Source organism: Shewanella zhuhaiensis (genome assembly GCF_022484835.1).
Classification (GTDB): Bacteria; Pseudomonadota; Gammaproteobacteria; order Enterobacterales; family Shewanellaceae; genus Shewanella; species Shewanella khirikhana.
Genome location: NZ_JAKUDL010000002.1, coordinates 760,083 through 786,516, shown reverse-complemented (window position 1 = coordinate 786,516; position 26,434 = coordinate 760,083). Strand labels below are relative to the sequence as shown.

Sequence of the window (26,434 nt, the reverse complement as noted above, 5' to 3'; positions counted from 1 at the left end):
CGTTTTGGGCCACTATAGCAAATGCCGGGTGCAAACACCTGCCCGGGGCACCAAAGTTTGCACTTGGTGCAGAAACGTACAAAAAAGGAACAAAATTCACGTCATTAGCGTGCCTTGGGTGTAAAAGAGCTTGCCCAAGTACGACGATGTCGGTAATTTCTAGCCCTTAATCGAACAAGGAACCCCGGTTTTATGCCCCATCTTCGTATTCGAGGGCTTGAGCAAGCAGAGGTTGCCCGTCTGAGCGAAACACTGCCAGCGGCACTTTCCAGGCTCACCCACACCGATGAATCGGCCTATACCACCGAGTGGATCCCCAGTCAGTTTTTCCAACAGGGAAAAGCGTGCCACCCCACAGTGATGGCGGAGGTGCTTTGGTTTCAACGGAATGAAGCAACGCAGGACGCCATGGAAGCCTGCATTCGTGAACAGCTGATGGCCTATACCCAACAGGGAATAGCCATTGTTTTCATTGCGCTGGATAAGCGGGGATATTACCGCGATGGCCGGCACTTCTAAGGAGGACACCTTGGTTGAGAAGCTGCAAGGCATAGCCCTTCAACCTCAGCAGCTCAAATGGCTGCTGACACCCAGCGAATTCAAAGCCTGTCTGCTGGAGCGGATTGCCTCTGCGACCCGGTCAATTTACCTGGCTGCCCTCTACCTCGAAGACGATGAGGCGGGCAGGGAAGTCATGGCTGCACTGGTTGCGGCCAAAACGGCCAAACCCGAGCTGGAAATCAAGGTTCTGGTGGATTTTCACCGCGCCCGTCGCGGTCTGATTGGCCACAAGGGCGACAGCGGTAACTATCTGATGTACCGCAGGGTGATGGAAAATAATCCCGCCGCATTTGATATTCTCGGTGTGCCAGTCAAGGCGAAAGAGTTTTTGGGTGTTCTGCACCTCAAAGGCTTTGTGATTGATGATGCGGTGATTTACAGCGGCGCCAGCCTGAACAATGTGTATCTACATCAAGCTGACAGATACCGCTTCGATCGCTACCATCTGATTGAAAATGCCGAACTGGCCCGCAGTATGCGCGATATGATTGAGCACTATTTGGTGCAGGATCCTGCGGTAAGCTCGCTCACTCAGGCTGCCAGCGATGAAGTGCTGCCGGAAAAAATGGATATCCGTACCTTTAAGCAGCGTCTTGGCGAAGCCCATTACCAGTTTGAAGGGGTAAAGCTCGGTAACCGGGTCACGCCCCTGGTTGGCCTTGGCAGCAAGCACAATGCGCTGAATAAAGCCGTGGTGTCTTTGGTCGAAAGCGCCAACAAAGAGCTGTTTATCTGCACTCCGTACTTCAACCCGCCTCGGGTGCTGGTGCGGGCGCTGGTGAAAAAGCTGCGCCAGGGGGTGAAGGTTGACATAGTTGTGGGCGATAAGACCGCAAACGACTTTTACATCCCGCCCGAGCGTGAATTTAACACCATAGGTGCCTTGCCGTACCTGTATGAGCAGTCGCTGCGCAAATTTGCCAAGCGTCAGCAGTGGGCGATTGATGAGGGGCTGCTCAATATTCATTTGTGGAAGCACGACAACAACAGTTTCCATTTGAAGGGGATCAGTGCCGACGGCCGTCGCCATCTCATCACAGGTTCAAACCTCAATCCACGTGCCTGGGCGCTGGATTTGGAAAACGGCCTGTTGCTGCAGGATGAAACCGGTGCCTGGGTTGAAGGTTTTGCCGCTGAGCAGGCCCATATTCTTGAGCATAGCCTGCGGCTCTACCACTACAGTCAGGTAGATACCCTGCATCACTATCCGGTGCCGGTGAAAAAGATCATGAATCGTATTCGCCGCCTTAAGGCCGATATCTTCCTGAAACGGATCCTCTGATCCGATTGAATAAAAACGCCGGCCAGTGCCGGCTTTTTTGTGGACAGCTTTCCTTTGCTTCATGACAGCTACAGGGCTTCTGCTCTGATTTGCACTAATCTTGGCGTTGGCACGGCCCTTGGCGTATCATAGCGCGCTTTTGAAAGTCGGCATCCTCAGCTACTCCTCCTGTGTGCCCCACTAAATGAGTGCTGCTGACTTTGGTTGGCTATTTAAATTTTGGTATTCAGGAACGGCGATAAATGACAGCGACTTTACCTCCCCATACGGTCCACAAACTCTATGAGTATCGTAAATCGCTTTCGACCAAACCATTTGGTGCCAGGGGAAAGAATTTAGTGCGCTGCAACCTGTGTCTGCTGGCACAGCAGTATTGCACCTGTGAATTTCGTTCACAGCTAAAAACGAATGCAGCCTTTATGCTGCTGATGTACGACGATGAAGTGCTTAAGCCCACTAACAGCGGCCGCTTGATTGCCGATTTGGTGCCGGATACCTGGGCTTTCCTCTGGAGCCGCACCGAGGTGAGTGACGAGGTGCTGGCGCTGCTTAACGACGACAGATTTCAGCCGTTTGTAGTGTTCCCGGGGGAATATGCCAACGACGGCCAGCGCGTGATTGGCCAGGTTACAACCGATGAGCTTAACGGTAAGCGGCCGCTGTTTATTATGCTAGATGGTCGCTGGCGTGAAGCTATCAAGATGTTTCGTAAAAGCCCGTACCTGGCCGGATTGCCGATTTTGTCCTTTGATGCAGGCACCATTGCCAAATATGCGCTTCGAAAAGGCACCCGCGAATTTCAGTTTGGTACCGCCGAGGTAGCCGCCATGGCCATTGGCGCCATGGGCGAGGAGGGCAATGCCGCCCGGTTGTCGACCTGGTTTGATTTGTTTGTTGAATCCTCGCTGCTTGGCCGTAACCGCAGGCCCAATACCACCTTGTCTGAAAGGGAGCGCCTGATAGCCGCCTTTGTTGCAGATTAACTGTGCTGAAACCCGGCTCAGTAAGTTGACCAAGCACACGATAGACATGATGTGAATTTACCGAGACAACTAAAAAACCGGCCATTGGCCGGTTTTTTAGTTTAAGTCGGGCTGTTACACGCCGACTTCAGTTCCATCAATCTTGCTGATCACCACAGTTGCCGCACGCGGGCGAATGCTGGTGCCGGCGGGAGTGACAACGGCAGCGTCATTGCTGTATGGCCAGTTGCCCGGGTGTTGGATGTTGGCAAATACGCTGGTGTAATCCGGGCTGATGGCAAAACCCGTTACTTCACAGCCATTGGGGCCAACGAAGAAGCGGCGCAGCTCCATCTGGTTGGCCGAACCCAGTGTTTGCTGCTTGCCGTCAGAGTCCAGCAAGGTGGATGGCACAACGGCCAGCATCTGATCGTTGGTGTGGGAGGTCACTTCCTTGGCACCATTGTCGGTCTGCACCCACATGATGCCGCGCTTATCGAAGGCAAGGCCGTCGGGGCTGGCAAATTGGTTCAGTTCAGTCAGGCCAGACAGATTGGTGTCAGCATCGCCATCGGCGGGCGAGCCAAACACAAAGATATCCCAGCTGAATTCGGTAGCAGACTCACCTTCATCCCAACGGATAATGTGGCCGAAGTTATTCTTCAGGCGTGGGTTGGCTGGGTTGGCTTCGGTACGCTTGCTGTTGTTGGTCAGGGTCAGATAAGCGCTGCCGGTGAAGGGGTCAACCGCGCACCACTCAGGGCGGTCCATTGGGGTGGCGCCGAGAAGATCAGCAGCACCGGCGGTGTTGATGATGATATCGGCCTGGCTGCCGAGGTGATCGGCGAGCGTCTTGCCATCTGTGGTCATGGCGTCCGGGGTCAGCGCCAACCAGGCGCCTTTGCCATCTTCATCGAAACGGGCCACATACAGGGTGCCGTCATTCATGTATTTGTCGCCGGTGGCCAGACGGTTGCTGCTGTTTGCATCGGCCTCGTCCCATGGGGTGTTAGATACGTACTTGTAAAGGTATTCAAAGCGCGAGTCGTGACCCGAATAGAACACCAGCGGCTTACCGGCTTCCAGTTTGCCAAAGGTACAACCTTCATGGCGGAAGCGGCCAAGTGCAGTGCGCTTAACACCGCGGGCGCGGGGTGAGAAGGGGTCAATTTCGACGATATAGCCATGGCCATTTGCTTCGTTGCGGTAATCGTACTGGGCGGTGGTGCCGGTTGGGGTCACATCGAAGCGGGCAAATTCGTCTGCACGTTCTTCACCGTGGCCAGCCAGGTGGTCCCAGCCATAACGGGTGCCGGATTTCGCCACACCAATGCGGCTGTCGGCGGCGCTCATTTCGCCTTTATTAACGAAGTAACCGGGCCAGTTTTCTTCACAGGTCAGGTAAGTACCCCAGGGAGTGTAACCATTACCGCAGTTGTTGAGTGTACCGCGGCTTTGGCTGCCATCGGGGGAGAATGCTGTTACCAGATGGTCACTGTATGCGACCGGGCCTGCCATATCGAACACAGTGGCGCCGGTAAAGCGGCGGTTGTGCTCATCATCGGTTACCACTTCCCAGATGCCGCTTACGCGCTTAATGCGCACTACACTCACGCCATGGGCGTTGATTTCTTTACGCACTTCATCCACGACACTGCGAAGGCCGCTGGTTTCATCGAAGGTTGGACCATTGGGATGCAGGGCATCGGGTTCGATGTATTCGTGGTTGATACACAGCAGGCCGTCGTCGCCTGCTTCATTGAGCGGGAAGAAGTGCATACCATCGTGGTTTTGGCCAACAGAATTGGCCTGGTCGTCCGCTGTGTTGCTGCCATCGTCTTTCCAGGCGGCGGCTTTGCTGTTGAGCGGCGTGCCCCAGGGCGCGAGCACCTGAGCGCGGTAACCGTTTGGTACCACCACAGAGTCAGTCAGAGAGCCTGAGACGGATTCAAAGCCAAGCTTTACACTGGACTGAGTAGGTGGAACCGGCGTAGGCGGCACTGGTGTAACAGGTGCTGGCACAGTGGTGTTGCTGTCGCTGCCACAACCGGCAAGACCCAGACCGGCAAAGGCCGTCATGGCGCCCAGGCCCAGACCACTCTTTACAAAGTGACGACGGGACAGGTGCTTTTCGAGAATTTCGGCAAATGGGGTATTGTTGCTCTGGTTATAACATTTAGGGTCAAAGGTCGCCTTGCTCATGTTCACTCCAACGAAAGGTTAACGGCTGGTCGATTGAAGGGACAAACTAATGGCCGCAGTTGACAGTTGTGTGTAATGAGTATGACGGTTGGATGAAACGAGCTTGTGCAAATAAAGCGGTTATACTGGATAAAGACCCGAAATAGTTGGAGAGATCCCAATGGCAAGTCAGGATTCAAACGTGATGTTACTGATCCTTCACCGGCTGGAGCCCGGCTGCCTGGGCCCGGATGGCGCTGACCATGTGGAGCAATTCTGTCAACTGGCTGAAAAGGCCATTCAGGCTCTGGCGCCGGAAGTGTGCCAGTGGCAGTTGGTGCCTAGATTCGATAAATCGCTGCCGGAAATGAGTTACTTTCTTGGCAGTAAACAACTTACCAAAGAGCAAACCGACCGTTACCTTGAAATGTTCTCCCTCGAAATTGACGAATTTGAGGAGCGTTTCCATGCCAAGCTGACCCAGCTCATCAACCAATATTTGGCCCGCAAGGGTTAGCTTATCTCGCGGCCATTGGCGACAATCGGCCGCTGCAATAAGTCCCAATTGTTGCGGCTCATCTCATTCATAAAGCACTGAGTGCGATACACACAGGCCCTGAGCAGGGGCCGCTTATGGTATTTAAGCCACTGATGGCGTGCTTCCACATAGGCCCACAGCCAACGTCTTTCATCGCCCCCTTTACTGGGTGGCCTTGCGGTAAAGCGCTTGCGTAAAAACAGCGGTATGCCGCCTGAGTGTACCTGAGAGTCGTATACCACCAGATGCCCAAGCGCAGTTTGGATCCCGTGAGCCTGACACCAGGCATTGGCAGGTTGCCAATAAAAGGTATCGAAGAATCTGTCCTGGGTATCGCGCATCACGGGATCTTCCCGACCAGCGGCCACCAGCAGGTCATGAAATTCGCCATCGGTCACCAGGGATTCACGACCCACCCGCTCAAGGTAGGGCAGGATGTCGTTACTGTAGGCGCCCTCGGCCTCCACATACATTTCCAGCAGGTACCTGAGATTGCCTTGTTCAGTGGTTTGAGTGCGGCCATAGGTTATCTGAAAGGTGCCATTGATGCCGTCATCCTGAATGGTCAGCTTATCGTAGCTCCCATCCGGGGTGCCGGTTTCAAACTGATTGATAATCCTAATAATCAATGACTTTGGGATACTCATGTTCATCCTTGTTCTGTAAGGGCTTGTACGCCTGACAATCTGTGTTCAGGCCATCTTATGCAGGCCTTTGTGCTGATGATTGATGTAAATCGTTGTTGGTCATCAATGTTAGTCATTGCCGCAGAAGATAATAGCGATAACCTTAAGACGCTTGAATCCTTTTCCCAAGTTCAGCCTCAAAAGGGGCAAGCGGCTCGTTGAAGTAACCTCATCGCCCGGAAGCCAATCCCCGCCAATCTGAAACCTTGGCGCCAATAATGGCAAAACGGTGAAATTCCACTAATTCCATTCCTTGGTAGCAACAGCGCCAGGTATTCTAAAACCTAAGGCTGAACGCCACGCTTATTCCAAAATGGCATGTTAATATTACGTTAACAGAAGCCCGAGTGTAACTATTTGCCCAGCGGGAATATTTTCTAACGCTTTTAAACGCACTACATCAAGCCCATGAAATGCATATTGAATTCACATAACCACACAATAGGTGCGTCATACCTTTAACTGTAACGCAAGTGTTACATCTTGTTTCGATTTTTGGCTTTTTAGCACAGCCTCCAGGCTGGAGGTGGATGATTTTTGCTCTAAGTTGGTTGATGCCCTGAGGCAAAAAACATAACAAGGAGAAAGTCAAATGTATAAGAAACATGCACTCGCAATACTGGTCGCGGGTTTGGCATCCGGTCAATTGGCCTATGCCAACGACTATCAGGCCCAGCTCGTCCAGGTACCAAGCGAGCGAGCCATCAAGGACAACTATATCGTGGTCTTCAACACGCCTTCGGTGCTGAATGTTCAGCAGCAAGGTGCAATTGAATCCTTCGCCATGACTCAGGCCCTTGGTCTTGAGAACAATTATGGCATCTCGGTAAAAAGCCATTTTGGCAGCGCCTTAAACGGGGTACTGGTTAAGGCGACACCGGGGCAGGTGAAGCAGTTGCTTAAAGACCCAAGTGTTAAGTACATCGAGCAGGATCAGCTGATGTCGGTTGAACCGACCGTTGAAGCGCAGGCGGATCAAGGCGGTGCTACCTGGGGGCTCGATCGTATCGATCAGCGCGATCTGCCGCTTAACAGCAATTACCACTATGACTACGATGGCAGCGGCGTAACCGCCTACGTAATCGATACCGGTGTGCTGACCAGCCATAACGAGTTTGGCGGCCGTGCCAGCCACGGTTGGGACTTTATCGACAACGACTCGGATGCCACCGACTGTAACGGTCACGGTACCCACGTTGCCGGTACTATTGGCGGCAGCGCCTACGGTGTGGCCAAAAACGTCAATGTGGTTGGGGTGAGGGTGCTCGGTTGCAGCGGCTCCGGCAGTAACTCAGGAGTGATCAACGGCATTAACTGGGTGAAAAATAACGCCAGCGGACCTTCGGTTGCCAACATGAGTTTGGGGGGCGGCGCCTCCCAGGCAACCGATGATGCGGTGAACAGTGCTGTAGCGGCGGGCATTACCTTCGTGGTCGCTGCCGGTAACGATAACGCCAACGCCTGTAACTATTCGCCAGCCCGGGCGGCCAACGCGGTAACCGTGGGTTCAACCACCTCTTCGGATGCCCGCTCAAGCTTCTCTAACTACGGATCCTGCCTGGATATCTACGCGCCAGGTTCCAGCATCAAGTCGGCCTGGTATACCTCCAATACCGCCACCAACACCATCAGTGGTACTTCCATGGCGTCACCCCATGTGGCCGGTGTAGTGGCCCTGTATCTGGATGAAACCCCTTCGCTGTCGCCGTCACAGGTGGTCAGCCGTTTGACCAGCCGTGCCTCCGACAGCAAGGTCAGCGATGCCAAAACCGGTTCGCCAAACAAGCTGTTGTATTCACTGGCGGGTGATGATGGCGGCTGTGGCAGCAACTGTCCACCTACCGGTGGCGAGCTCAGTAACGGCCAGGGCGTCAGTGTCAGTGGTGCCCAGGGCAGTGAAAATCAGTATTACATCGATGTGCCTGCCGGTCAGTCGGCGTTGGCTATTGCCCTTGCCGGTGGCCGCGGTGATGGGGATCTGTACGTCAGCTACGGTACGGCACCCACCACCACCAGTTATCAGTGCCGTCCATACCTCAATGGCAACAATGAAAGCTGTAACTTCAGTAACCCTCAGGCCGGACGCTGGTATGTGATGGTACGTGGCTATTCTAGCTACAGCGGCGCAACCCTGACCGGTAGCTACTCAAGCGGTGGCGGCGGTGGCAGCTGTTCAGATGCTGACTGCCTGCAAAGTGGTGTACCTGTATCCAACCTCTCTGGCACTTCCGGCTCGTCGGCTTACTACAAGCTGTATGCCACTGCCGGCAGCAGCCTGACAGTTTCGATAGCCGGTGGCAGTGGCGATGCGGATCTGTACGTGAAAGCAGGTAGCCAGCCCACAACCAGCTCCTATGATTGCCGTCCGTACAAAAACGGAAACAGCGAAAGCTGCAGCATCAGTGTCAGCCAGTCTGGCTTCTACCATGTGATGCTGCGTGGTTACAGCGCCTATTCAGGAGTGACTCTGCAAGCAAACTATTGATAGTGCCCCGTTTTTATAACGGCTACTTTCATTGACTCAAACCCGGCCGGCGTCCTGCGCTGCCGGGTTTTATTTCGAGTGCACAGCTTTGCTGCAATGTCTGCCAAATGCCAATGTGGCGCCTGATAAGCGTTTTGAGCTGCAAAGGTGCGCCATCTTCACCGAAGTAGTAATCAATCTGTGGTTGCCAGGCGCTGGATTTAAATAGGGCCGTGACGGTCGGCTCCAGTCTGAATTGAGCTTCACTGTAAACGCCAAGATAGGGCTGCAGTTTGCCGATAAAAAACTTATTCAGCACGTTGAGCAATATTTGCTGCTTTGCTGGATTATGCCCAGGTTTACAGCGCATCAGTGGATGGGTGGACAGAACGCTATTCAGTTGCTGCAATGCCTGAATATTCATCTTCATGCCAGCCATATAACGCACGCCGAACTCGTTTTGGTTCAGCGAGTTGAGCGCATGGTTCAGTTCTTCGCCATTAAAGGCTGCAAAATCACCATCCGCTATCAGAGTCTGGATTTTAAGTAAGCGGTTAAAGGCAGTCTCTGCTTCAATAAGCCCAGCCTTAGCACTGCTTGCCCCAAGGCTTGCACTGCCGATAAAAAGTCGTTTACGGATAACGGGTTCATTTTCCAAAAACCACACAAAAAGCCTGGCAGCGGTTTGCTTCTTAAATGCAAGTTCGGCGCTTAAGACGGCTTTAAGGTCACTATCGCCAAGGGTTTTAATGCAGTCCGGAGCGGCTTTGATAAATTCAAGCTGGTAGATAACAAGGTTGGATGGCTGAGCAACCTTGCCCAGACTGCTGTTGTGATTGGCAATAAGGCCGCCCAGACGGCAATGGTTCAGCGCCGCCAGATCCAAAAGGCCAATGCTGTTGGGACTGATGCGCTTGGCCACATTGTCTGGTGAGTCGCTTTGGGATGAGATGCCGCCGTGCCATTCGCTGCGACTTGGCTGACTGAACCTGGGCTGACTAAACATGGGCAGGCTAAACTTGGGCTGACTGAATATGGTTTGGGTGCTTTCTGAAGCCGTTGTTGTGTTTGAATTGTCTGTGTTAGGCATTGGCGCTGATAAATCGGCCTCCAACACATTGGCGAGGCGATTTTCATAGTCCTGCCAGAGCGCTTTCGCCTGATCTGCCGGGCTGCAGCCAACAAGAAGCAGCACTGGCATGTATATACCCCACGCCAGCCAGCAGGCGGATAGTTTGCGTAAGCGTGTGGTGTATAACCCAGCCAAGGCCATCATACTTTGTCCAAATAAAGTCCCCAGACTCAAGGTTCCTGAACCAAGTTAAGGTTCTAAAAACCAGTCTATTCGTGTCACTTAAAGATAACGTGTCACTCAAAGGTCAGCTTTCACCAAAACAAAAGGCAGGGAAACCCTGCCTTTTGTTGATGGCACCTTAAGGGTACCAAACCACACGCGTTACTGCTGCAGGGTCTCTACCTTGGTCAATACGCGGTTGGTCTTGAACAGGTTCACTTCACGGGTGTCGCTCATGGCTTCGCCGCTGTCTTGGGCAGGCGCTTTTTGCACAGCGAAACTGGCGGCAGCCGGGGCGGGGCAGCTTTGGGTTACCCGGTATTGCAGCGCCGCCGCAAACAGGGCTTCGTTCGGATCGCCAAGCTGATGGCTGAAGTCATCGTTCAGATAACAGCCGGTCACCTGCTCACCGCCCATAACAGGGGTGTTGGCAGGTTCAAAGCCATCGGCATAGTCACCAAAACCCTTGTTGTTTTCACCACGGAACTGGATGCTGAAATAGGTGGTACCGCAGTTGTCGGTTGGATAGAAGCCATAAGGCTTACCGCAGGTACGATTACCTATTTGCACCACATCCAGGTCGATACCGCGAAGACCATTGATAATGGCCTCCGATGCCGAGCAGGTGCCCGATGTGGTTAGGATAAATACCCGGCCCAGATCCAGATGTGGCAAAGCTACGCCCTGGGTGTAGGAAAAGCCGATGCCGGTATCAATGAACGGCATTGGCACCAGGGCTTGGCCGGTCACCGGATTGGTGCTGGCGTGCTTATCGTTAAAGGTGGTGTTTTCAAATATCTTGTTGCTGGTACGAGCCGGGCCGGCAATCATGTAACCCAACTGACTGGCGATGGCCAGCAGACCGCCGCCGTTATAGCGCACGTCCAGCACCAAATCGTTAATGCCTTCTGCTTTGAGGGTGCTGATGGCATCAACCAGTTCTTTTTCTGAGGTGGCGATATGGCTGTTGAACTGCAGATAGCCCACTTTGCCGCTAGCGGTGGCCACTGTTTTCACGTTTTGCACCGGATCCTGCACCACAGTACCTGCGGTCATGGAGATAGGGCGTTCAGTACCATCGGGATCGCGCACTTTAAAGGTGCTGGTTTTACCACTGGTGCTGGGGAAGAAGGCCTCGTTGAGAGTATTCACATCATCGCCGTTTGCGACAACGACACCGTTGGCCTCAAGAAACTCGGTGCCACGGACAATACCGGCGGCTGTGGCAACACTACCAGGCTCGGTATAGGCGGCGACAATTTTTCTTGGCTCTCTGGCAGACAGTAGCTGGAATTCAACACCATAACCCACAGCCTCACCAGAGTTGGACAGGGCTTCCCACTCAGCGGTGGACATGGCGCTGTGGAATCTGTCTTTTTTGGCGCCGCTTGGCGTGGTCAACGGAGTTTTTAGCTGGGCAAAATAATCAATCACTGCGCCGAAACTGTTGGGGTCGTTATCAGGCACTTCGCTGTACCAGAGGTAGGTGTTGTTGGTCCAGGAACGCAGCCACATTTTTTCATGCAAGGCGCTGCCGGACTTATCGGCTGTGCCGCTGCGTGGATTGGCGCAGAAGTTTTTGTAAATATCCTCGCTGGCAAAGCTGCCTTGCACCCAGGTAATGTCGCTCCCTGAATTACCATTGTTGCCCGAGTTACCGCTATTTCCTGAATCCGAGGTGCCGCCACCGCCTGAACAGGCGCCAACAGCGGCGAGCAGGGCGAGGGTAAGCGCATGCTTTGTAAAGTACCGCATTTCAAAACTCCTTTTTCGTACGATTGCCGATTTAAATCAGCTAGTTATTTTCTTCATAATATCACTTATCAACTGATGCGCCATCTTGCAGTCACGATCTGATAACAGGCCGATACCATTTTGTAGCCAGGGTCTGAGTTTATCCTGCTCAGACAGCGCCAACAGATCGGCAAGTTGCTGCGCTTTTTGCTTGAGCGATTGAATTTGGCCTTCGGCGGCGACGGCTTGCTGAAGCCCTATGGTGCCCGACAGGCCTGAGAGTGCGTAACTGTATACCATGACCGCCTGACCCAGGTTTAAAGAAGGGTACTCACCGGCAAGGGGCACGTAACTGAAAAGGTCGCAGGCGTCGAGTTCCTGATTCGACAGGCCACTCGACTCGCGGCCAAATACCAGCGCCCGAGAGCCGGCGCCACTGTTACTTAAGGTAGTGGCAAGCTCATCGGGTGCAAGGAAGGTCCGGGGGCTACCGCGCTCCCTGGCGGTGGTGGCAATCAGCAGATCAAAATCCTGTCTCAGGGCTTCGAAGCTGTCGTAGCAGCGGGCGTTATCCAATATGTCGGTGGCGCCATGGGCAACCCAGCGAGCTTCTTCTTCCAAATGAACCTGACTGCCAACCAGAATTAACTCATTAAATCCCATGGTTTTCATGGCTCGGGCGGCGGCGCCTACATTGGCGGCGCGGGCAGGTTCAACCAGTACAATGGACAACATAAAACGCATTTACTCCGATACAAATAAAGCCTGGCAGCGAGTATAGCGGTAAACACCTGCCAGCCCGAGCGTTTTCAGTGGGTCCAATCATCCAAACCGCGCCATCCAAACCGGACTCAGTATTGAGGCTCAGTTCATTATCAGGACTTACTCCTTTCGGATGTAGTGGGCGATGAGATTTCCAACCCACGGGTTAGCGCATATTGTGCGGAAATGTGAAATTTTATAGTTATTCCCCACAAACACAGCACCTTAGCCCAATAGCCTTTATATGACCGCCAGAAAAAACGGATCAGACATTCTGACGAACAAGCTGCCGCTGCTGCTCAATCTTGCTGGCATCGGCTGCCTGCTGGTGTTCGGTGCGGCAAAGCTGCATCAAGCGGTGGCAGGGGAGTCGGCGCTGGATGAGGTCAACGCCCGGCTTGCGGCAATGCAAACGCTGCCGGACGTTGAAGCTAAGGCAAGCGTCTCGGAAACTCCGACCGAATTAGAGACCTGGGCACAGCGAACCCGCCAGCCGGAGTCTTTGTCTGAGACAGCGAGCTCTGGACTAGCCCTCTCTTCAAAGCCACTGTCCGCGGCGCCGTCTGTAAAGCCGCCCGATATGACCGATTGGTCGGCTGCGCGCAAAAAAGGGTACGCCGAACCAAGCCAATCCTCTGCAACGTCGTTGGCGATGCCCCCAGCGCTAATTGGCAAAATCCGTATTGATGATATCGATGTCGAAGCGGCGCTGTTTGATGGCGACTCAGAGCTCAATCTCAACAAGGGAGTCGCCAGGGTCAGTCATACCGCCGGGCTTGGCGAGCAGGGCAATCTGGTGATTGCCGGTCACAGGGATTCCTTTTTCAGAAAGCTTGGCCAGCTCAAAAAAGGCGCGAGCATCGAAGTGATGTCAGTAGATGGCCAGCTGCACCGTTATCAAATGACCGACAGCTGGATAGTCACGCCCGAGGATACCTGGGTGATGGCGCCCGTCAGCAGCGATGTGCTCACCCTCATTACCTGTTATCCATTCTACTTTGTTGGCAGCGCACCCCAGAGATACATAGTGCGGGCCAAAAAGGTTTCCCCCCACCAACAATAAGGAAAGAACCATGAAAAAAACACTTGCCGCTGGCCTGTTGGCCTCTGTGGTTGCGGGCCCCGCACTGGCGGCCGATTGCAGTGACGTGGTATGGCATCAGGATGTGCTGGCTCAGTATCCCAGCGTGGCCAACGCCTGTCAGGAAGTGATTGAAAAAGACGGCAAACAGTTTGTGAAACTCAAGGCTGAGTTCGTGCGTTACCGCGAGCCACATAAAGCCATGCTGGATGTGTATGAAACTGACGGCTCAAAACAGCGCCAGACGGTATCACTCAAACCCAACGCCACTGTGAATGCCGGCGGCAATATGATTGGTTGGGATGCCTTGCCCCGTGGCTATGAGCTGGAGTTCTACGTACCGAGCGATCGATTCGAAGTGGATGAAGTGACCATGGTGACCCCGGTTGCGCCGGTTGAGCCAGAAACCCAACCTGCAGCGTTACCAAAAACGGCCTCCTGGGTACCGGCACTTGGCGCAGCAGGTTTGCTGCTGCTTGGATTGGGCCAGCTTTTCGGCCGTCGTCGCCGCGGCCAATAAGGGGTTATCGACGGTTTAAATGGTACTTGTTGCCGTCGTCTGTAAAAGTGGCTGGTATTACAGCTGTAAAAAAGCCGCCCCAGGGCGGCTCTTTTGTTTATTGGCCTTTTTTAAGTGCCAGGCCTAAATGCTCAGTTGCCTGAGGTGTTGAATACTGTCTCGGCGCGCCATACACGGTACTTAAGCTCGGCGCCTTCTGGGATGTAAAACACCATTGGCAGCTTACTGTTATAGGCAAATTTATGGTCACCGGGAATGCGCACAAAGGCTTCGGTTTTGGCCTTATCGAAACAGGCCATCATGGTGCTTGGGCCGTCGGCGATGTCGTTCACTTCGTAGTAGGTGTAACCCCAGCCTTGCAGGTTAACGGCTTTGAGCTCACCGCGCAGGCCGTGTTTGTTGCAGTCGACCAGTTTGGTTTGTCCAACCTGAACCTCAACCATGTAGTTTTGTTCGTTTTCAAGCTGTGGCAGGGTCAGAATGTGCTGAACCATACCTGCTGCGGGCACCGGAAACATCTTGCTGGCGTCCCGGGCCTGATAATCGGCGGCATTAAAGTGCTCTGCAGTGATCATATTCTGATTAACTCCATCCGGATGGGCAGGGGAAGTGGCGTTAGCCACAGACAGGGTTGCCAGAGAAAAAAGGCCGGTCAGCATCAGATTTTTTACAGAAAAGGCTTTTTGCATAATAACTCCTTGATAAGGGGAGACCCCAAAAATAGCCGGGATTCATACCCGCTGTATTCCTGTAAACGAGGCTAATCGGAAAAAGGGTTAAAGCCCACGAAAAAAATTTTTATTTTGTTTGGCTGTTGCAGCCTGTGAGTTATTTCACGTTTCAAATAGTTTGATGTTCAAACTAATTTAATCCACACTAAAACCACGCTAACCTTTTGCCGTCAAACCTACAACAAGCAGTGAAATTATGAACACGCATCCTTTCCATTCCGTTGCCGATTGGCAGCACCCCCACGATTTTTTCAAACATAACGATGCCGGCGAGCGCAGTACTCGCATCGTGCTGATCCTGACCTTGGTTACCATGGTGGCCGAAATCCTCGCCGGTACCGTGTATGGCTCTATGGCACTGTTGGCCGACGGATGGCACATGGGCACCCATGCGGCGGCGTTTTTAATCACCCTGTTTGCGTATCGTTATGCGCTTAAACACAAAGACAATCCATCGTTTGCCTTTGGTACAGGTAAGGTTGGGGTGCTTGGCGGCTTTGCCAGTGCCGTGGCTCTGGGGTTGGTGGCGCTGATTATGGTGATTGAATCTGGGATGCGACTTATTTCACCCCATGAAATTGCCTTCGATGAAGCCATTCTGGTTGCCATCATAGGTCTGTCTGTAAATCTGCTGAGTGCATTTTTGCTTAAAGATCATCACCATCACCATCATGGTCATCATCACGACCACGCTGATGACCACGGGCATGCCCATGAACACGAGCACGAGCACGAGCACGAGCATCAACATCTGCATGCCCACACCGATGCCGACAGCCATGCTCACTCACATCACCATGATGCACAGGGTCATGAGCATCATGTACACGAACATGAACATCACGGCCATCACCATGATCACAATCTGCGTGCTGCCTATCTGCATGTCCTGGCCGATGCGCTGACCTCGGTGCTCGCCATCGGTGCCTTGCTGGCAGGCAAGTTCCTCGGCTTGACCTGGCTCGATCCGCTTATCGGCATCCTGGGCGCGGTGATCATTGGTCGCTGGGCCATAGGTTTGGTGCGTGATACGGCGCCTGTGCTGCTGGACGCCACTGGCAGCAAGTCCCAGCGCGATCGCATCAAGGCGTTGGTGGCCAGTGTGCCGGACCATGGGATAAGCGATCTGCATATCTGGCGCATTAGTGCCGACCATAAAGCCTGTATTCTGGGGGTGGTGAGCCATACACCAAAAGACGCCAGTTATTTCGTTAATCGGATTAAATCAGAGCTGGGCTTTCACCATGTGACCGTGGAAGTGCATCGCTGCGATTGTGAAGCACGCGGCAGCCACTAGGCCTAAACAAGGATAAGCCCATGAGCACAAAAGAGATGGACATCAATAAGCTGCTGGTTGAATTTTATGAGCGCTTTTCCGCCTGGGAGCACCATATTGTTGAAGGCAGCGGTTTGCCACTGCCGATGATGCACACTCTGGAGCTGCTGGGGCTCTACGGTCCGATGCGCATGACGGATCTGGCCGAGAAACTCTGTATCAGTACCGGCACCCTGACAGTGCGGGTCGATAAGCTGGCAAGTGATGGCCTGGTTGAGCGTATCGCAAATCCACAGGACAGGCGCTCACTGCTGATATCGCTTACCTCGCAGGGGCTTGAGATCTTTAAAGAGCACGACCGCGCACATCTGGATATGACTGCCAAACTGACCAGCAACCTCAGCGCCGATGATAAGGCCACGCTGCAGCGGCTACTTGGGCAACTCACCGAACAGTTCGATACGCTGGCCTGACCAGCCCTCATTGAAACAAACCTTTACACTTGAACCCGGCAGGCGGTTGCGCCTGCCGGAAATTCCGATAATTTAGTGTCCTTATTACAACTATTGCGACCGCAACATCATAAGGACTAACAATGAAACAACGGATATTGCTTCTTGGTGCAGCCTCTTTGCTCGCCTTCAACGTTGCCGCCGAAGGCGACGATCCCTTTATCTGGCTCGAGGATGTCGAGGGTGAAAAAGCCCTGGCCTGGGTAAAGACCCAAAACGATCGCTCTTTGGAAGAGCTCAAAGCCGTGCCTGGCTACAACGCCTTGGTAGACAATGCGCTGGATATTCTTAACGATAAGGCGCGCATTCCCTATGCCGGCCGTATCGGCGATCACCTGTATAACTTCTGGAAAGATGAAGCCAATCCTCGCGGCATCTATCGCCGTACCACCATGGCCGAATACGTCAAAGACGCGCCCAAGTGGGAAACTGTGCTGGATATCGATGCCCTGGGCAAAACCGAAGGGGTGAACTGGGTGTTCAAGGGCATGGACTGTCAGTATCCGAAGAACGTGCGTTGCCTGGTGTCTTTGTCCCGTGGCGGCGCCGATGCCGTTGAAATCCGTGAATTTGACCTCTCCAGTTTAAGTTTCGTCCCCGCCGACAAGCAGGGTTTCTTCCTGCCGGAAGCCAAGTCCAGCACCAGCTGGATTGACGAGAACACCCTGTTTGTGGGTACCGATTTTGCCGAAGGCGATGCCTGGACCGACTCCGGCTACCCACGCAAAGTGAAAGTATGGACCCGTGGAACCGACATTAAAGACGCCAAAGAAGTTTATGCCGGTAACAAGGCTTCCGTTGCCTCGTCTGGCTACGTGATTTGGGACGATAAAACGCCGCTCAAGCTGGTGTCTGAAGCTGAAACCTTCTATGAAGCCAGCTATAAGGCGCTGGTCGATGGCAAGCTGGTGGATCTGCCGCTGCCAAAGGATGCCGAGCTCAAGGGCTTCTTTAAAGGTGATATCTTTGTTGAGCTTAAGAGCGAAATGAAGCAAGGCGCAATGAGCTTCCCGCAGGGCGCCATTGTTTATACCAAGGCCGACAAACTGCTGGCCGGTAAGCCTGAATTTGCGCTGTTTGTTAAACCCGACGCCAATTCATCTATCAGTCAGGTTACCTTTACCCGCAATGCGGTGCTGGTGAACTGGCTTGAAGACGTTAAGAGCAAGCTGGTGCGCTACCGTAAAGATGCCAAGGGAGCGTGGCAGGGTGAAAACGTGGGTTTCCCAAGCAACGGCAGCATCAGCGTGTTCGACAGCAGCCGCGACAGAGACGATCTGTTTGTTACCTACACCAGCTTCCTCGAACCCTCCACGCTTTACAGTGTGAACGCCGAAAGTCTCAAGCGTGAGTCACTCAAGGCGATGCCAGCCCAGTTCGATGCATCAAAATTTGAAGCCAAACAGTATTTCGCCACCAGTAAAGATGGCACCAAGGTGCCTTACTTTGCCGTGATGGCCAAAGACATCAAGCTCGATGGCACCAACCCAACTCTGCTGTACGGCTATGGCGGATTTGAAGTGTCGCTGCGTCCTTTCTACTCTGCCACCACAGGTAAGAACTGGCTGGAGCAGGGCGGCGTTTATGTGCTTGCCAACATTCGTGGCGGTGGTGAATACGGTCCAGGTTGGCACCAGGCTGCGCTGAAGGAAAACCGTCATAAGGCCTATGAAGACTTTGAAGCCATTGCTGAAGATCTGATTAAGCGCAAAATCACCTCGCCTAAACACCTGGGTATTCAGGGTGGCAGTAACGGCGGCCTGCTGATGGGTGCCGCCTTTACCCGCAGACCGGACCTGTATAATGCCGTTGTGTGTCAGGTGCCACTGCTGGATATGAAGCGTTATAACAAACTGCTTGCCGGCGCCAGCTGGATGGGTGAGTACGGCAACCCGGATGTGGCTGCCGAGTGGGATTACATCAAAACCTTCTCGCCATACCACAACCTGAAGAAAGACACTCAATATCCAAAAGTGTTCTTTACCACCTCTACCCGTGATGACCGCGTGCACCCAGGCCATGCCCGTAAGATGGTGGCCAAAATGGAAGACATGGGTTACCAAGTGCTGTACTTCGAAAACATGGAAGGCGGCCATGCCGGCGCGGCAGATAATAAACAAACTGCGGAACTTAATAGCCTGGCGTATGCCTACTTATTGAAGCAGCTTAAGTTGTAATAGCCGGGGATCGGCTCACACCTAAACAAAACCACCGAGGCTGCTGTCGGCCCGGTGGTTTTTTATTGGGCATTTGTCCCATGGGCTGAGACTTTTGTTTTATTTTTTAATGTCACGTTTACAATAGGCACACTTTTGTCGGGCTTTATTTGGGGGAGAGTCAGTTTGAAGTCCATCGGTTTAAATCGTTTTACGTTTTTTGTCGCCCTGTATTACGCGCTAATTCTTAACATTCCCTTGTATATCAGGGCGTCCGAAGGGCTCAAGGCGCTGTCTTACATCGACTGGCTGTTTGTAGCCAGTTTACCCGTTCTGCTGACCTGTCTGCTGGCGTTTATCTTCTCGCTGTTCAGCTTCAAATACCTCGCCAAGCCGTTTTTCATGGGGCTGACTCTGCTGTCGGCCTCAGTGGTTTATGGCATGTACAAGTACGGTATCGTGTTTGACCGTGCCATGATGGAAAACATCTTCGAAACCCACAGCGCTGAAGCCCTGATGTACGTGAACGCCGAGTCTATCATCGGCTTTGCCTTACTTGGAATATTGCCTGCGGTGCTGATATTCAAAGCGCCCATTGAATACCGGGTGTGGTGGAAAGAGCTGTTACACAAGCTTGGGTTTATGGCTGCCATGTTGGCCTGCGCCGGTGCCATTCTTGGCGTCTATTATCAGGATTATGTGGCGTTCGGGCGCAACAACGATGATATGAAACAGCTGATAGTGCCGACTTATTTTATGGGCGCGGCGGGTAAGTATCTCAATCAGCGCTACTTTGAAACCCCACTGGTGTATCAGCCTCTGGGGGAAGATGCCAAAAACGAAACCATCGACAGCAATCAAAAGCCGCTCTTGACTGTGCTGGTGGTGGGGGAAACCGCCCGCTCGATGAATTATCAGTATTACGGCTATCAAAAAGACACCAATGCCCACACTAAACCCTACAACCCTGTGGTTTTTGATGATGTGAGCTCCTGCGGCACGGCCACCGCTCAGTCGCTACCATGCATGTTTTCCCGCATGAGCCGTGAAGAGTACGATGCCAGACGAGCCCGCGCGCAGGATAGTGCCATCGATGTGCTTAGCCACGCCGGGATACAGGTTAACTGGATTGACAACGACAGCGGCTGTAAGGGCGTATGTGACAGGGTCAGCAATGAACTGATTGCACTTAACGATACGCCTGAGCTTTGCGACGGCGAATCCTGTCTGGATGAAGTGTTACTGCGCCGCCTCGATTCCCTGCTTGAAAAGGGCGTGGAGAAAGACACCCTGGTAGTGCTGCACATAATGGGTAGTCATGGGCCAACGTATTACCAGCGTTATCCCGAGGCACACCGGGCTTACACACCGGACTGCCCCCGCAGTGATATTCAGAACTGCAGTAACGAGGCTCTGGTAAACACCTACGACAATACCATTCGTTACAGCGATTACATTATCGCCGAAGTGATGAAGCGTTTGGTTGAGGCGCAGAGCCGTGCCGACACCGCACTCATGTATATCTCCGATCACGGTGAATCACTTGGCGAAAAAGGCCTGTATCTGCATGGCGCGCCTTATGCGTTTGCCCCCAAAGAGCAGATCAGCATTCCCTGGTTTGTGTGGCACTCACCAGGATTCATCAAGGAAAATCAAATTGATGAAGATTGTTTAAGGGGCTTGAAAGGGCCTTGGTCCCATGACAATCTGTTCGACAGCTTACTTGGTTGGATGAATGTGAAAACGGACGTCTACCAACAGGATATGGACATTTTTGCCCGTTGCCGTGCCCAGTAAAAAACACGTCAAAATAAGGGTGGTTTTTTGGCGCCGCAGGCTGGATTTTTACGCCGCGGCCGCCAACACTTTGTGATGATGTAATACAGCAGCGCCGGGTCGACACTGAAGACACCTACACAATGACAACAGCCAGCCACAGTAAACATCTTGAACAGTCAGCGCGCATTTTGCGCCAGGCCGTGCCGCAAATGTCGGCACTCGGGATCCCGGTGACCCCCGAAAACTATGCCGTTTGGTATCAGTACTATTTAGGCCAGGATCTGGCCCTTGTGAGTGCCATCGACAACCTGATAGCCAACAGGGTAGCCTTTGCCCAAGACGTGTGCGTTGGCCTGTACAACAACTTCATTCTGAACAACGCTCCTGAAGTGCTGGAAAACGTCCAGCTTGAAACCGTGATGCTGATTAACAGCCTGCTCAGTAAAATCAGCCAGTTGTCACTGGGCTCTGAAAGCTTTCAGCACAATATCGAAGAGTTTGGCCAACAGTTGCAGCACGAGAGCGACCCCAAGGTACTGCATAACCTGGTGGAGCAGGTGCTGGTTGAAGTGGACAAGGTGATAACCGACCACGCCTCTATTAACACCAGCCTCAAGAGCATGAACGATGAGCTGGATCATCTGCGCTCTGAAATCAACGAACTGTCGGTGATCTCGGTTACTGACAAACTCACCGGACTTTATAACCGCCGCGCCTACGAAGAGGAAATCACCCAGCAGCTGATGCAGGATGAACCCAAAGGTTCACTGCTTGTGATTGATATCGACCATTTCAAACACTTTAACGACAGCTGGGGCCATAACGCCGGCGACAAGGTGCTGGTGTATGTGGCCCACAATCTGAAGATGGGCGTAAAAGGCGACGATATGGTGGCCCGCTATGGCGGCGAAGAGTTTGTGATCCTGCTCAGAGACACTTCGGCCAGCAATGCCTGTTTGGTGGCCGAAAGCCTTCGTGAGCGCATCGCCACCAAAAAGCTGACCCTGGGCAAAGAACAGGTCGATTTGGGTAAAATCACCGTATCCATCGGTGTAGCAGAGCTTCGCTCCGGTGAAAGCGGTGAAGCCCTGTTCGACCGGGCCGACAGGGCGCTGTATCATGCCAAAACCAGCGGCCGCAATCTGGTGAAGCTGGCGCGGGACTAACGCGTTCTGTGTTTTTCAAAATAAAAGCCCTCAATCGAGGGCTTTTTTATGGGCAAACGCGCGGGCTATTCGCTGGTTTGGTTTCTTAAACTGTTCAAATCCATGTGCATTTTTATTAGGTGCTCGTCCATGTCGAAGGTCACGGTAAAGCCAAGGCTTCGTGCCAGATTCGCCATATTACGGTTTTCTATCATGGTAAAGCCCGTCAGCACTGCCGTTTCGTTTTGCAGGTAGTAGCGAATAAGCTTTTCCAGAAGCAGTTTACCCAGCCCCATGCCCTGATGGTCGCTTCGCACCGCCATGGCAAATTCGGCCTCGGTATTGTCCGGGTCAATGGAGGCCCGCACCGCGCCAAGGGTGTACTCTTCGCCGTTCTCGTCACTGGCAGTGGCGATAAAGGCCATCTCGCGGGCGTAATCGATTTGGGTGAGTACCGCCATTTCTTCGTGGGTCATCCGCTGGCGGGCACCAAAATAGCGCTTGTATCTGTCTTCATCGGACAGTGAATTATCAAATGCCAGATGCTTTGGCTCATCTTCGGGCAAAATGGGCCTGAGCATGACTTCGATGCCGTTTTTCAGGGTGGCGGTTTCCTCAAGCTCCTTGGGATAGGGCAAAATTGCCAGCCGACTGTTGTTGTCGGTGCTGCTGGCATCGAGTCTGAGGTTAATATCCAGCAGGGTAATGGTTTCCCCGGCGGCAAGCACAGGATTGAGATCCAGTGTTTGAATTTGTGGGCAGTCGATAACCAGATGCGAGATTTGCGTCAGCATCAGGCACAGGGCCTGCATATCAAGTCCTGCCGGCAGATGGCGGTCACGCATTTTGCCGGTCTTGAGTGCCTGGATCACCATGTAGCGCGCCAGTGCCATATTCAGCGGGGGCAGAGCAACCGCGGCATCCTTGGTGGGCTGCCACTCAGAGCCACCTTCACCCAAGCAGATAGCCGGGCCAAATACAGGATCGTTTATCACCGCAACCCGCAGCTCCTGGGCGCCGGCCGTCAGCGCCATTCGCTGTACAATCAGACCTTCTATCTTGGCGTCAGGATCGGACTGATGCACCCGCTGCATCATGGCCGTGGCGGCATGGCGAATATCTTCTTCTGAGCTCAGATTCAGCATGACCCCATGCACATCGGATTTGTGCAAAATATCCGGCGACTGAATTTTCAATGCCACCGGATAACCGATGCGACTGGCAATAGCGACCGCTTCGTCATCGTCTTTGGCAAACCAGGTGTCTATGGTGTTGAGGCCATAGGCCGATAAAATCGGGCTGGCTTCATGGGTTTCCAGCACAGATTTTCCTTTGGCGAGCGCTGCGCCTATCGCCATGCGGGCTCGCACGGCATCGTGGGGCACTTTGTCGGTAATCGATTGAGGCACTTCCTGCAGTAGTTTCTGGTTGCGGCGATACTCCACCATGTGCATAAAAGCCCCCACGGCGCCTTCGGGGGTTCGGTAAGTGGAAACCCCGGCCTTGGTGAAACGCTTGCGGGCACGGTAGGCGGAATCTTCGCCGCTCCAGTTGGTGAGAATATTGAGTTTACTGCGGTGGGGATGCTTTTTAATGGCATCACTCAGGGCTTCAGCAATCTCTTCACTCTCGCCGAGGGCCGAAGGCGAGTGCAGCACCAAAATGGCGTCTACATCGCCGCTGTCCATCAAAATATTGAGTGCGTCCACATAGCGTTTGGCGCCGGCATCACCAATGATGTCGATAGGGTTTTGCCCGGACCAGGTGGGCGGCAATACCTTATCCAGCGCGGCAACGGTGGGCGCGGAAAGCTCCGCCAGTTTGCCACCGCGGCCAATCAGCTCATCTACCGCCAATACCGCCGGGCCGCCGCCATTACTGATAATGCCAAGGCGTTCACCTTTAAGATCGTTGCCGTGATTCAGGCTCTCAAGGGCGGCAAAAAGTTCAATCAAATCATTCACCCGCAGCATACCGGCACGCCTGAAGGCAGCCTCGTATACTGCATCGCTGCCGCTTATACCGCCGGTGTGTAATTTAGCCGCACCTGCACCTTCACGGCTGCGACCGGATTTGATCACCAGAATAGGTTTGTTGCGCGCTGCGGCTCGGGCAGCAGAAAGAAAGTGGCGTTTTTCGTTGATGGAGTCCATGTACAGCATGATGGCGCTGGTGCGGCCATCACGGCCGAGGAAGTCCAGCAGCTCGTCAAAATCAATGTCGCTGGCATCACCAAGGGAGATAAAAGATGAAAAGCCAATGCCCTTGTTATTGGCCCAATCCAGCACTGTGGTACACACCGCAGCCGACTGGCTGACAAAAGCGATTTTGCCGCCCTGGGCTGAGGTGTGCGCCAGGCTGGCGTTGAGCCCAACGTTTGGCAGCATCATGCCCAAACTGTTGGGGCCAAGAATACGCATGCCATAGCGTTTGGCATTGTTTAAGGTGAGCTCCAGCAGATTGCGGCCGTCGCCATCGAACTCCTGCGCCATGCCGGAGGCCATGATAATCGCCACTTTACAGCCAAACTGAGCCAGAGTTTCAACAATGCCGGGGACACGGCTTGCGCGGGTGCAAATGATGGCAAGGTCCGGCTTGATTGGCAGCGCCTCGATACTCGGGTAGGCCAGTACGCCCATCACCGCCTGATATTTTGGCGTAACCGGCATAATGGGTCCGGCAAATCCGCCTGCGAGCAGGTTTTTCATCACCACGTTACCGGCACGCTTATGGCCGTTGGATGCACCTATGATGGCGATAGAGGAGGGCTTGAACAGGGTATTGAGGGTGCGCTGACTCATGAAGACTCCATCCTAATGGCGCTGCGGACGACCAATGTATAGTGAACAGTCTACATTAAGCTAAGGTCTGCTTCACTTGAGAAATATCATGAAATTATGATGTTAATACGCAATGGGGAGTGTCGCAGCTTTGCAAACCAGCTGAAATCGGTACCAAGCACGGGTAGGAGATAAAACCGGGATACAAAAAAACCTGCCGCGGCAGGTTTAAATGGTACACCCGAGTGGACTCGAACCACCGACCCCTACCATGTCAAGGTAGTGCTCTAACCAGCTGAGCTACGGGTGTATTGTATGAGTTTCACTTTTTAGACTCTGTGAAAGAGTGGTACACCCGAGTGGACTCGAACCACCGACCCCTACCATGTCAAGGTAGTGCTCTAACCAACTGAGCTACGGGTGTATTATGTTGTGATGCCCCTGTTGATACACAAGGGCAGTAACGAACGAGCGCTATATTAAGGGGCGCCAAGGGCGCCATGCAAGTAAAAATATCAGCAAAGCGCCTCAAATGGTGATTTGCTGCGCAACTTAGGGGCTGCTGGGCAGCAAATCCAGCCCGTTGGCGCGTCAGTCGGCCAATTTAAACACTGGCGCTTTTTTCTGGATATATCTCAATCGGATGGCGAACAGGATTGCCGCCGTGGTGAGCCCTGCGATAAGGCCCGACCAAAATCCGTGCGCGCCCATGGCCGGTACCAGAATATCTGTGTAGGCGAGGGTATAACCCAGGGTCATGCCGATGGCCCAGTAAGACACCAGGGTGATGTAAAAGGCGCTGCGGGTATCCTTGTAACCACGAAGGGCACCGGCGGCCACCACCTGCACCGAGTCTGATAATTGATACAAAGCGGCCATAAACATCAAACTGGAAGCAAGCGTCACCACCGCAGGGTCGGTGTTGTAAAGCCTTGCGATTTCGACTCGAAACACCACGGTTATCACCGCGGTAATGGAGGCCATAAAGAGTGCCAGCGCCAGGCCGACTTTAGCCACCAGTGCGGCAACGTCGGCCTGATCGCGCCCAAGGTAATAACCGATACGGATAGAGACGGCAATCCCTATCGACAGTGGCAGCATAAACACAATCGATGAAAAATTGAGCGCGATTTGATGTCCGGCCACCACATTGGCACCCAGCGGGGCCAGCAGCAGCGCAATAATCGCAAACAGGCTGACCTCGAAAAACAGCGCCATGGCAATAGGTGCGCCCAGTTTGGTCATGCGCCACATGGTCGAGGCGCTCGGTTTGTCCACTCCTTTATGGGGCGAGAGATTGGCAAACTTGCGATGCCAGGCCATGTAAATCAGCATGGCAACAAACATGGCCCAGAACACCAGAGCGGTCGCCACGCCGCAGCCGGCACCGCCCATGGCAGGCATACCAAAATGACCGTAAATAAAGATGTAGTTAGCCGGAATATTCACCGCAAGGCCAACGAAGCCAATCACCATGGTTGGCAGGGTGTAGGAAATGCCTTCACTCATGCCTCTTAATACCTGGTACAGCACAAAGGCGGGTACCCCCCACATAAAGCCGAACAGGTAGCCTTCTGACAGTCGCCTTAGTTCTGGCTCCAGCTCCATGTAGGACAGAATATGTGACGACAGGCTGAGAAACAGCATCACTCCAAGGGCGCCAATTATGGCAATATAAGCTGCCTGCCAGGCGAGCGGACGAATTGCCGCTTCGTCATTGGCGCCATGCAGCTGGGAAAACACCGGCGTGAAGGCCATAAGCAGCCCCTGCACAAACAGCAGTGCCGGTAGCCACAAGCTGGTACCAACGGCCACCGCGGCCATATCCACCGCACTGACGCGGCCTGCCATCAGGGTGTCGATAAAGCCCATCATGGTTTGGGTTATCTGGGCAACCAGCACCGGAGTTGCCAGTTGAATGAGTCGTTTGGCCTGAAAGCCCGAATTGAGCATAGAAAAACGCCTTAGCCTTAAAGGAATCGAAAAAAGA

General features: G+C 53.4%; 20 protein-coding genes and 2 tRNA genes. 12 read left to right on the top strand and 10 right to left on the bottom strand.

The window, feature by feature from the left end:
* Positions 1-192 precede the first annotated feature (192 nt).
* The 3 genes from MJ923_RS09150 to MJ923_RS09140 all read left to right on the top strand — a co-directional run bounded on the left by MJ923_RS09150 (position 193) and on the right by MJ923_RS09140 (position 2,826).
* On the top strand, positions 193-519 hold the full coding sequence (locus MJ923_RS09150) for a DUF1904 domain-containing protein (RefSeq protein WP_240590801.1): 327 nt from the start codon (positions 193-195) through the stop codon (positions 517-519).
* A 10-nt stretch (positions 520-529) separates the two neighbouring features.
* Positions 530-1,843: a CDP-diacylglycerol--serine O-phosphatidyltransferase gene (gene pssA / locus MJ923_RS09145; RefSeq protein WP_240590800.1), complete on the top strand. Its 1,314-nt coding sequence runs from the start codon at positions 530-532 to the stop codon at positions 1,841-1,843.
* 242 nt (positions 1,844-2,085) lie between these two features.
* A complete protein-coding gene (locus MJ923_RS09140; RefSeq protein WP_240590799.1) occupies positions 2,086-2,826 on the top strand; it encodes a tRNA-uridine aminocarboxypropyltransferase in 741 nt (246 codons plus the stop codon).
* 114 nt (positions 2,827-2,940) lie between these two features.
* Here MJ923_RS09140 and MJ923_RS09135 read toward each other — a convergent pair whose 3' ends face one another.
* Positions 2,941-5,007, bottom strand: coding sequence for a PhoX family protein (locus tag MJ923_RS09135; protein WP_240590798.1), 2,067 nt, complete (start codon positions 5,005-5,007; stop codon positions 2,941-2,943).
* 184 nt (positions 5,008-5,191) lie between these two features.
* Between MJ923_RS09135 and MJ923_RS09130 the strand changes: the two genes are divergently transcribed.
* Positions 5,192-5,503 carry a hypothetical protein gene (locus MJ923_RS09130; protein ID WP_240590890.1) on the top strand — a complete coding sequence of 104 codons (312 nt, stop codon included), beginning with the start codon at positions 5,192-5,194 and terminating at the stop codon, positions 5,501-5,503.
* On the opposite strand, the gene MJ923_RS09125 is transcribed toward MJ923_RS09130, so the two are convergent.
* Complete coding sequence (locus MJ923_RS09125; RefSeq protein WP_240590797.1) at positions 5,500-6,171, bottom strand: chitosanase; 672 nt, start codon at positions 6,169-6,171, stop codon at positions 5,500-5,502. The two genes, MJ923_RS09130 and MJ923_RS09125, sit on opposite strands and share 4 nt — an antisense overlap.
* Before the next feature lie 631 nt (positions 6,172-6,802).
* Between MJ923_RS09125 and MJ923_RS09120 the strand changes: the two genes are divergently transcribed.
* A complete protein-coding gene (locus MJ923_RS09120) occupies positions 6,803-8,695 on the top strand; it encodes a S8 family peptidase (protein WP_240590796.1) in 1,893 nt (630 codons plus the stop codon).
* 28 nt (positions 8,696-8,723) lie between these two features.
* Here MJ923_RS09120 and MJ923_RS09115 read toward each other — a convergent pair whose 3' ends face one another.
* From MJ923_RS09115 to MJ923_RS09105, 3 genes are all read right to left on the bottom strand, one after another.
* A complete protein-coding gene (locus MJ923_RS09115; protein ID WP_240590795.1) occupies positions 8,724-9,875 on the bottom strand; it encodes a DUF3080 family protein in 1,152 nt (383 codons plus the stop codon).
* A gap of 255 nt (positions 9,876-10,130) precedes the next feature.
* The gene (locus MJ923_RS09110; protein ID WP_240590794.1) at positions 10,131-11,723 is read right to left on the bottom strand and encodes a S41 family peptidase; all 1,593 of its coding nucleotides are present in this window, start codon (positions 11,721-11,723) and stop codon (positions 10,131-10,133) included.
* A gap of 36 nt (positions 11,724-11,759) precedes the next feature.
* Complete coding sequence (locus MJ923_RS09105) at positions 11,760-12,437, bottom strand: tRNA/rRNA methyltransferase (protein ID WP_240590793.1); 678 nt, start codon at positions 12,435-12,437, stop codon at positions 11,760-11,762.
* Positions 12,438-12,708: 271 nt separating this feature from the next.
* Here MJ923_RS09105 and MJ923_RS09100 point away from each other — a divergent pair, with 271 nt between their 5' ends.
* Together MJ923_RS09100 and MJ923_RS09095 are read left to right on the top strand one after the other, a co-directional pair.
* The gene (locus MJ923_RS09100) at positions 12,709-13,527 is read left to right on the top strand and encodes a class D sortase (RefSeq protein WP_240590792.1); all 819 of its coding nucleotides are present in this window, start codon (positions 12,709-12,711) and stop codon (positions 13,525-13,527) included.
* Positions 13,528-13,537: 10 nt separating this feature from the next.
* Positions 13,538-14,065, top strand: coding sequence for an LPXTG cell wall anchor domain-containing protein (locus MJ923_RS09095; protein ID WP_126166916.1), 528 nt, complete (start codon positions 13,538-13,540; stop codon positions 14,063-14,065).
* Between the two features lie 131 nt (positions 14,066-14,196).
* Here MJ923_RS09095 and eco read toward each other — a convergent pair whose 3' ends face one another.
* Positions 14,197-14,754, bottom strand: coding sequence for a serine protease inhibitor ecotin (gene eco, locus MJ923_RS09090; RefSeq protein ID WP_240590791.1), 558 nt, complete (start codon positions 14,752-14,754; stop codon positions 14,197-14,199).
* A 238-nt stretch (positions 14,755-14,992) separates the two neighbouring features.
* On the opposite strand from eco, the gene MJ923_RS09085 reads away from it, so the two are divergent.
* The 5 genes from MJ923_RS09085 (at position 14,993) to MJ923_RS09065 (ending at position 21,685) form a co-directional block, all read left to right on the top strand.
* Positions 14,993-16,093: a cation diffusion facilitator family transporter gene (locus tag MJ923_RS09085; RefSeq protein ID WP_240590790.1), complete on the top strand. Its 1,101-nt coding sequence runs from the start codon at positions 14,993-14,995 to the stop codon at positions 16,091-16,093.
* A 20-nt stretch (positions 16,094-16,113) separates the two neighbouring features.
* Positions 16,114-16,545, top strand: a complete 432-nt coding sequence (locus MJ923_RS09080) for a MarR family winged helix-turn-helix transcriptional regulator (protein WP_240590789.1) — start codon at positions 16,114-16,116, stop codon at positions 16,543-16,545.
* Positions 16,546-16,667: 122 nt separating this feature from the next.
* Entirely contained in the window at positions 16,668-18,761 is a 2,094-nt protein-coding gene (locus tag MJ923_RS09075; RefSeq protein ID WP_240590788.1) for a prolyl oligopeptidase family serine peptidase, read from the top strand.
* A gap of 165 nt (positions 18,762-18,926) precedes the next feature.
* Entirely contained in the window at positions 18,927-20,537 is a 1,611-nt protein-coding gene (locus MJ923_RS09070) for a phosphoethanolamine transferase (RefSeq protein WP_240590787.1), read from the top strand.
* Between the two features lie 122 nt (positions 20,538-20,659).
* Positions 20,660-21,685, top strand: a complete 1,026-nt coding sequence (locus MJ923_RS09065) for a GGDEF domain-containing protein (RefSeq protein WP_240590786.1) — start codon at positions 20,660-20,662, stop codon at positions 21,683-21,685.
* A 65-nt stretch (positions 21,686-21,750) separates the two neighbouring features.
* On the opposite strand, the gene MJ923_RS09060 is transcribed toward MJ923_RS09065, so the two are convergent.
* The 4 genes from MJ923_RS09060 to MJ923_RS09045 all read right to left on the bottom strand — a co-directional run bounded on the left by MJ923_RS09060 (position 21,751) and on the right by MJ923_RS09045 (position 26,397).
* Entirely contained in the window at positions 21,751-24,465 is a 2,715-nt protein-coding gene (locus MJ923_RS09060; protein WP_240590785.1) for a bifunctional acetate--CoA ligase family protein/GNAT family N-acetyltransferase, read from the bottom strand.
* Between the two features lie 212 nt (positions 24,466-24,677).
* Positions 24,678-24,754: transfer RNA gene (locus tag MJ923_RS09055), tRNA-Val, on the bottom strand.
* 37 nt (positions 24,755-24,791) lie between these two features.
* Positions 24,792-24,868: transfer RNA gene (locus tag MJ923_RS09050), tRNA-Val, on the bottom strand.
* A 167-nt stretch (positions 24,869-25,035) separates the two neighbouring features.
* Entirely contained in the window at positions 25,036-26,397 is a 1,362-nt protein-coding gene (locus MJ923_RS09045) for an MATE family efflux transporter (protein ID WP_240590784.1), read from the bottom strand.
* Between the last annotated feature and the right edge of the window lie 37 nt (positions 26,398-26,434).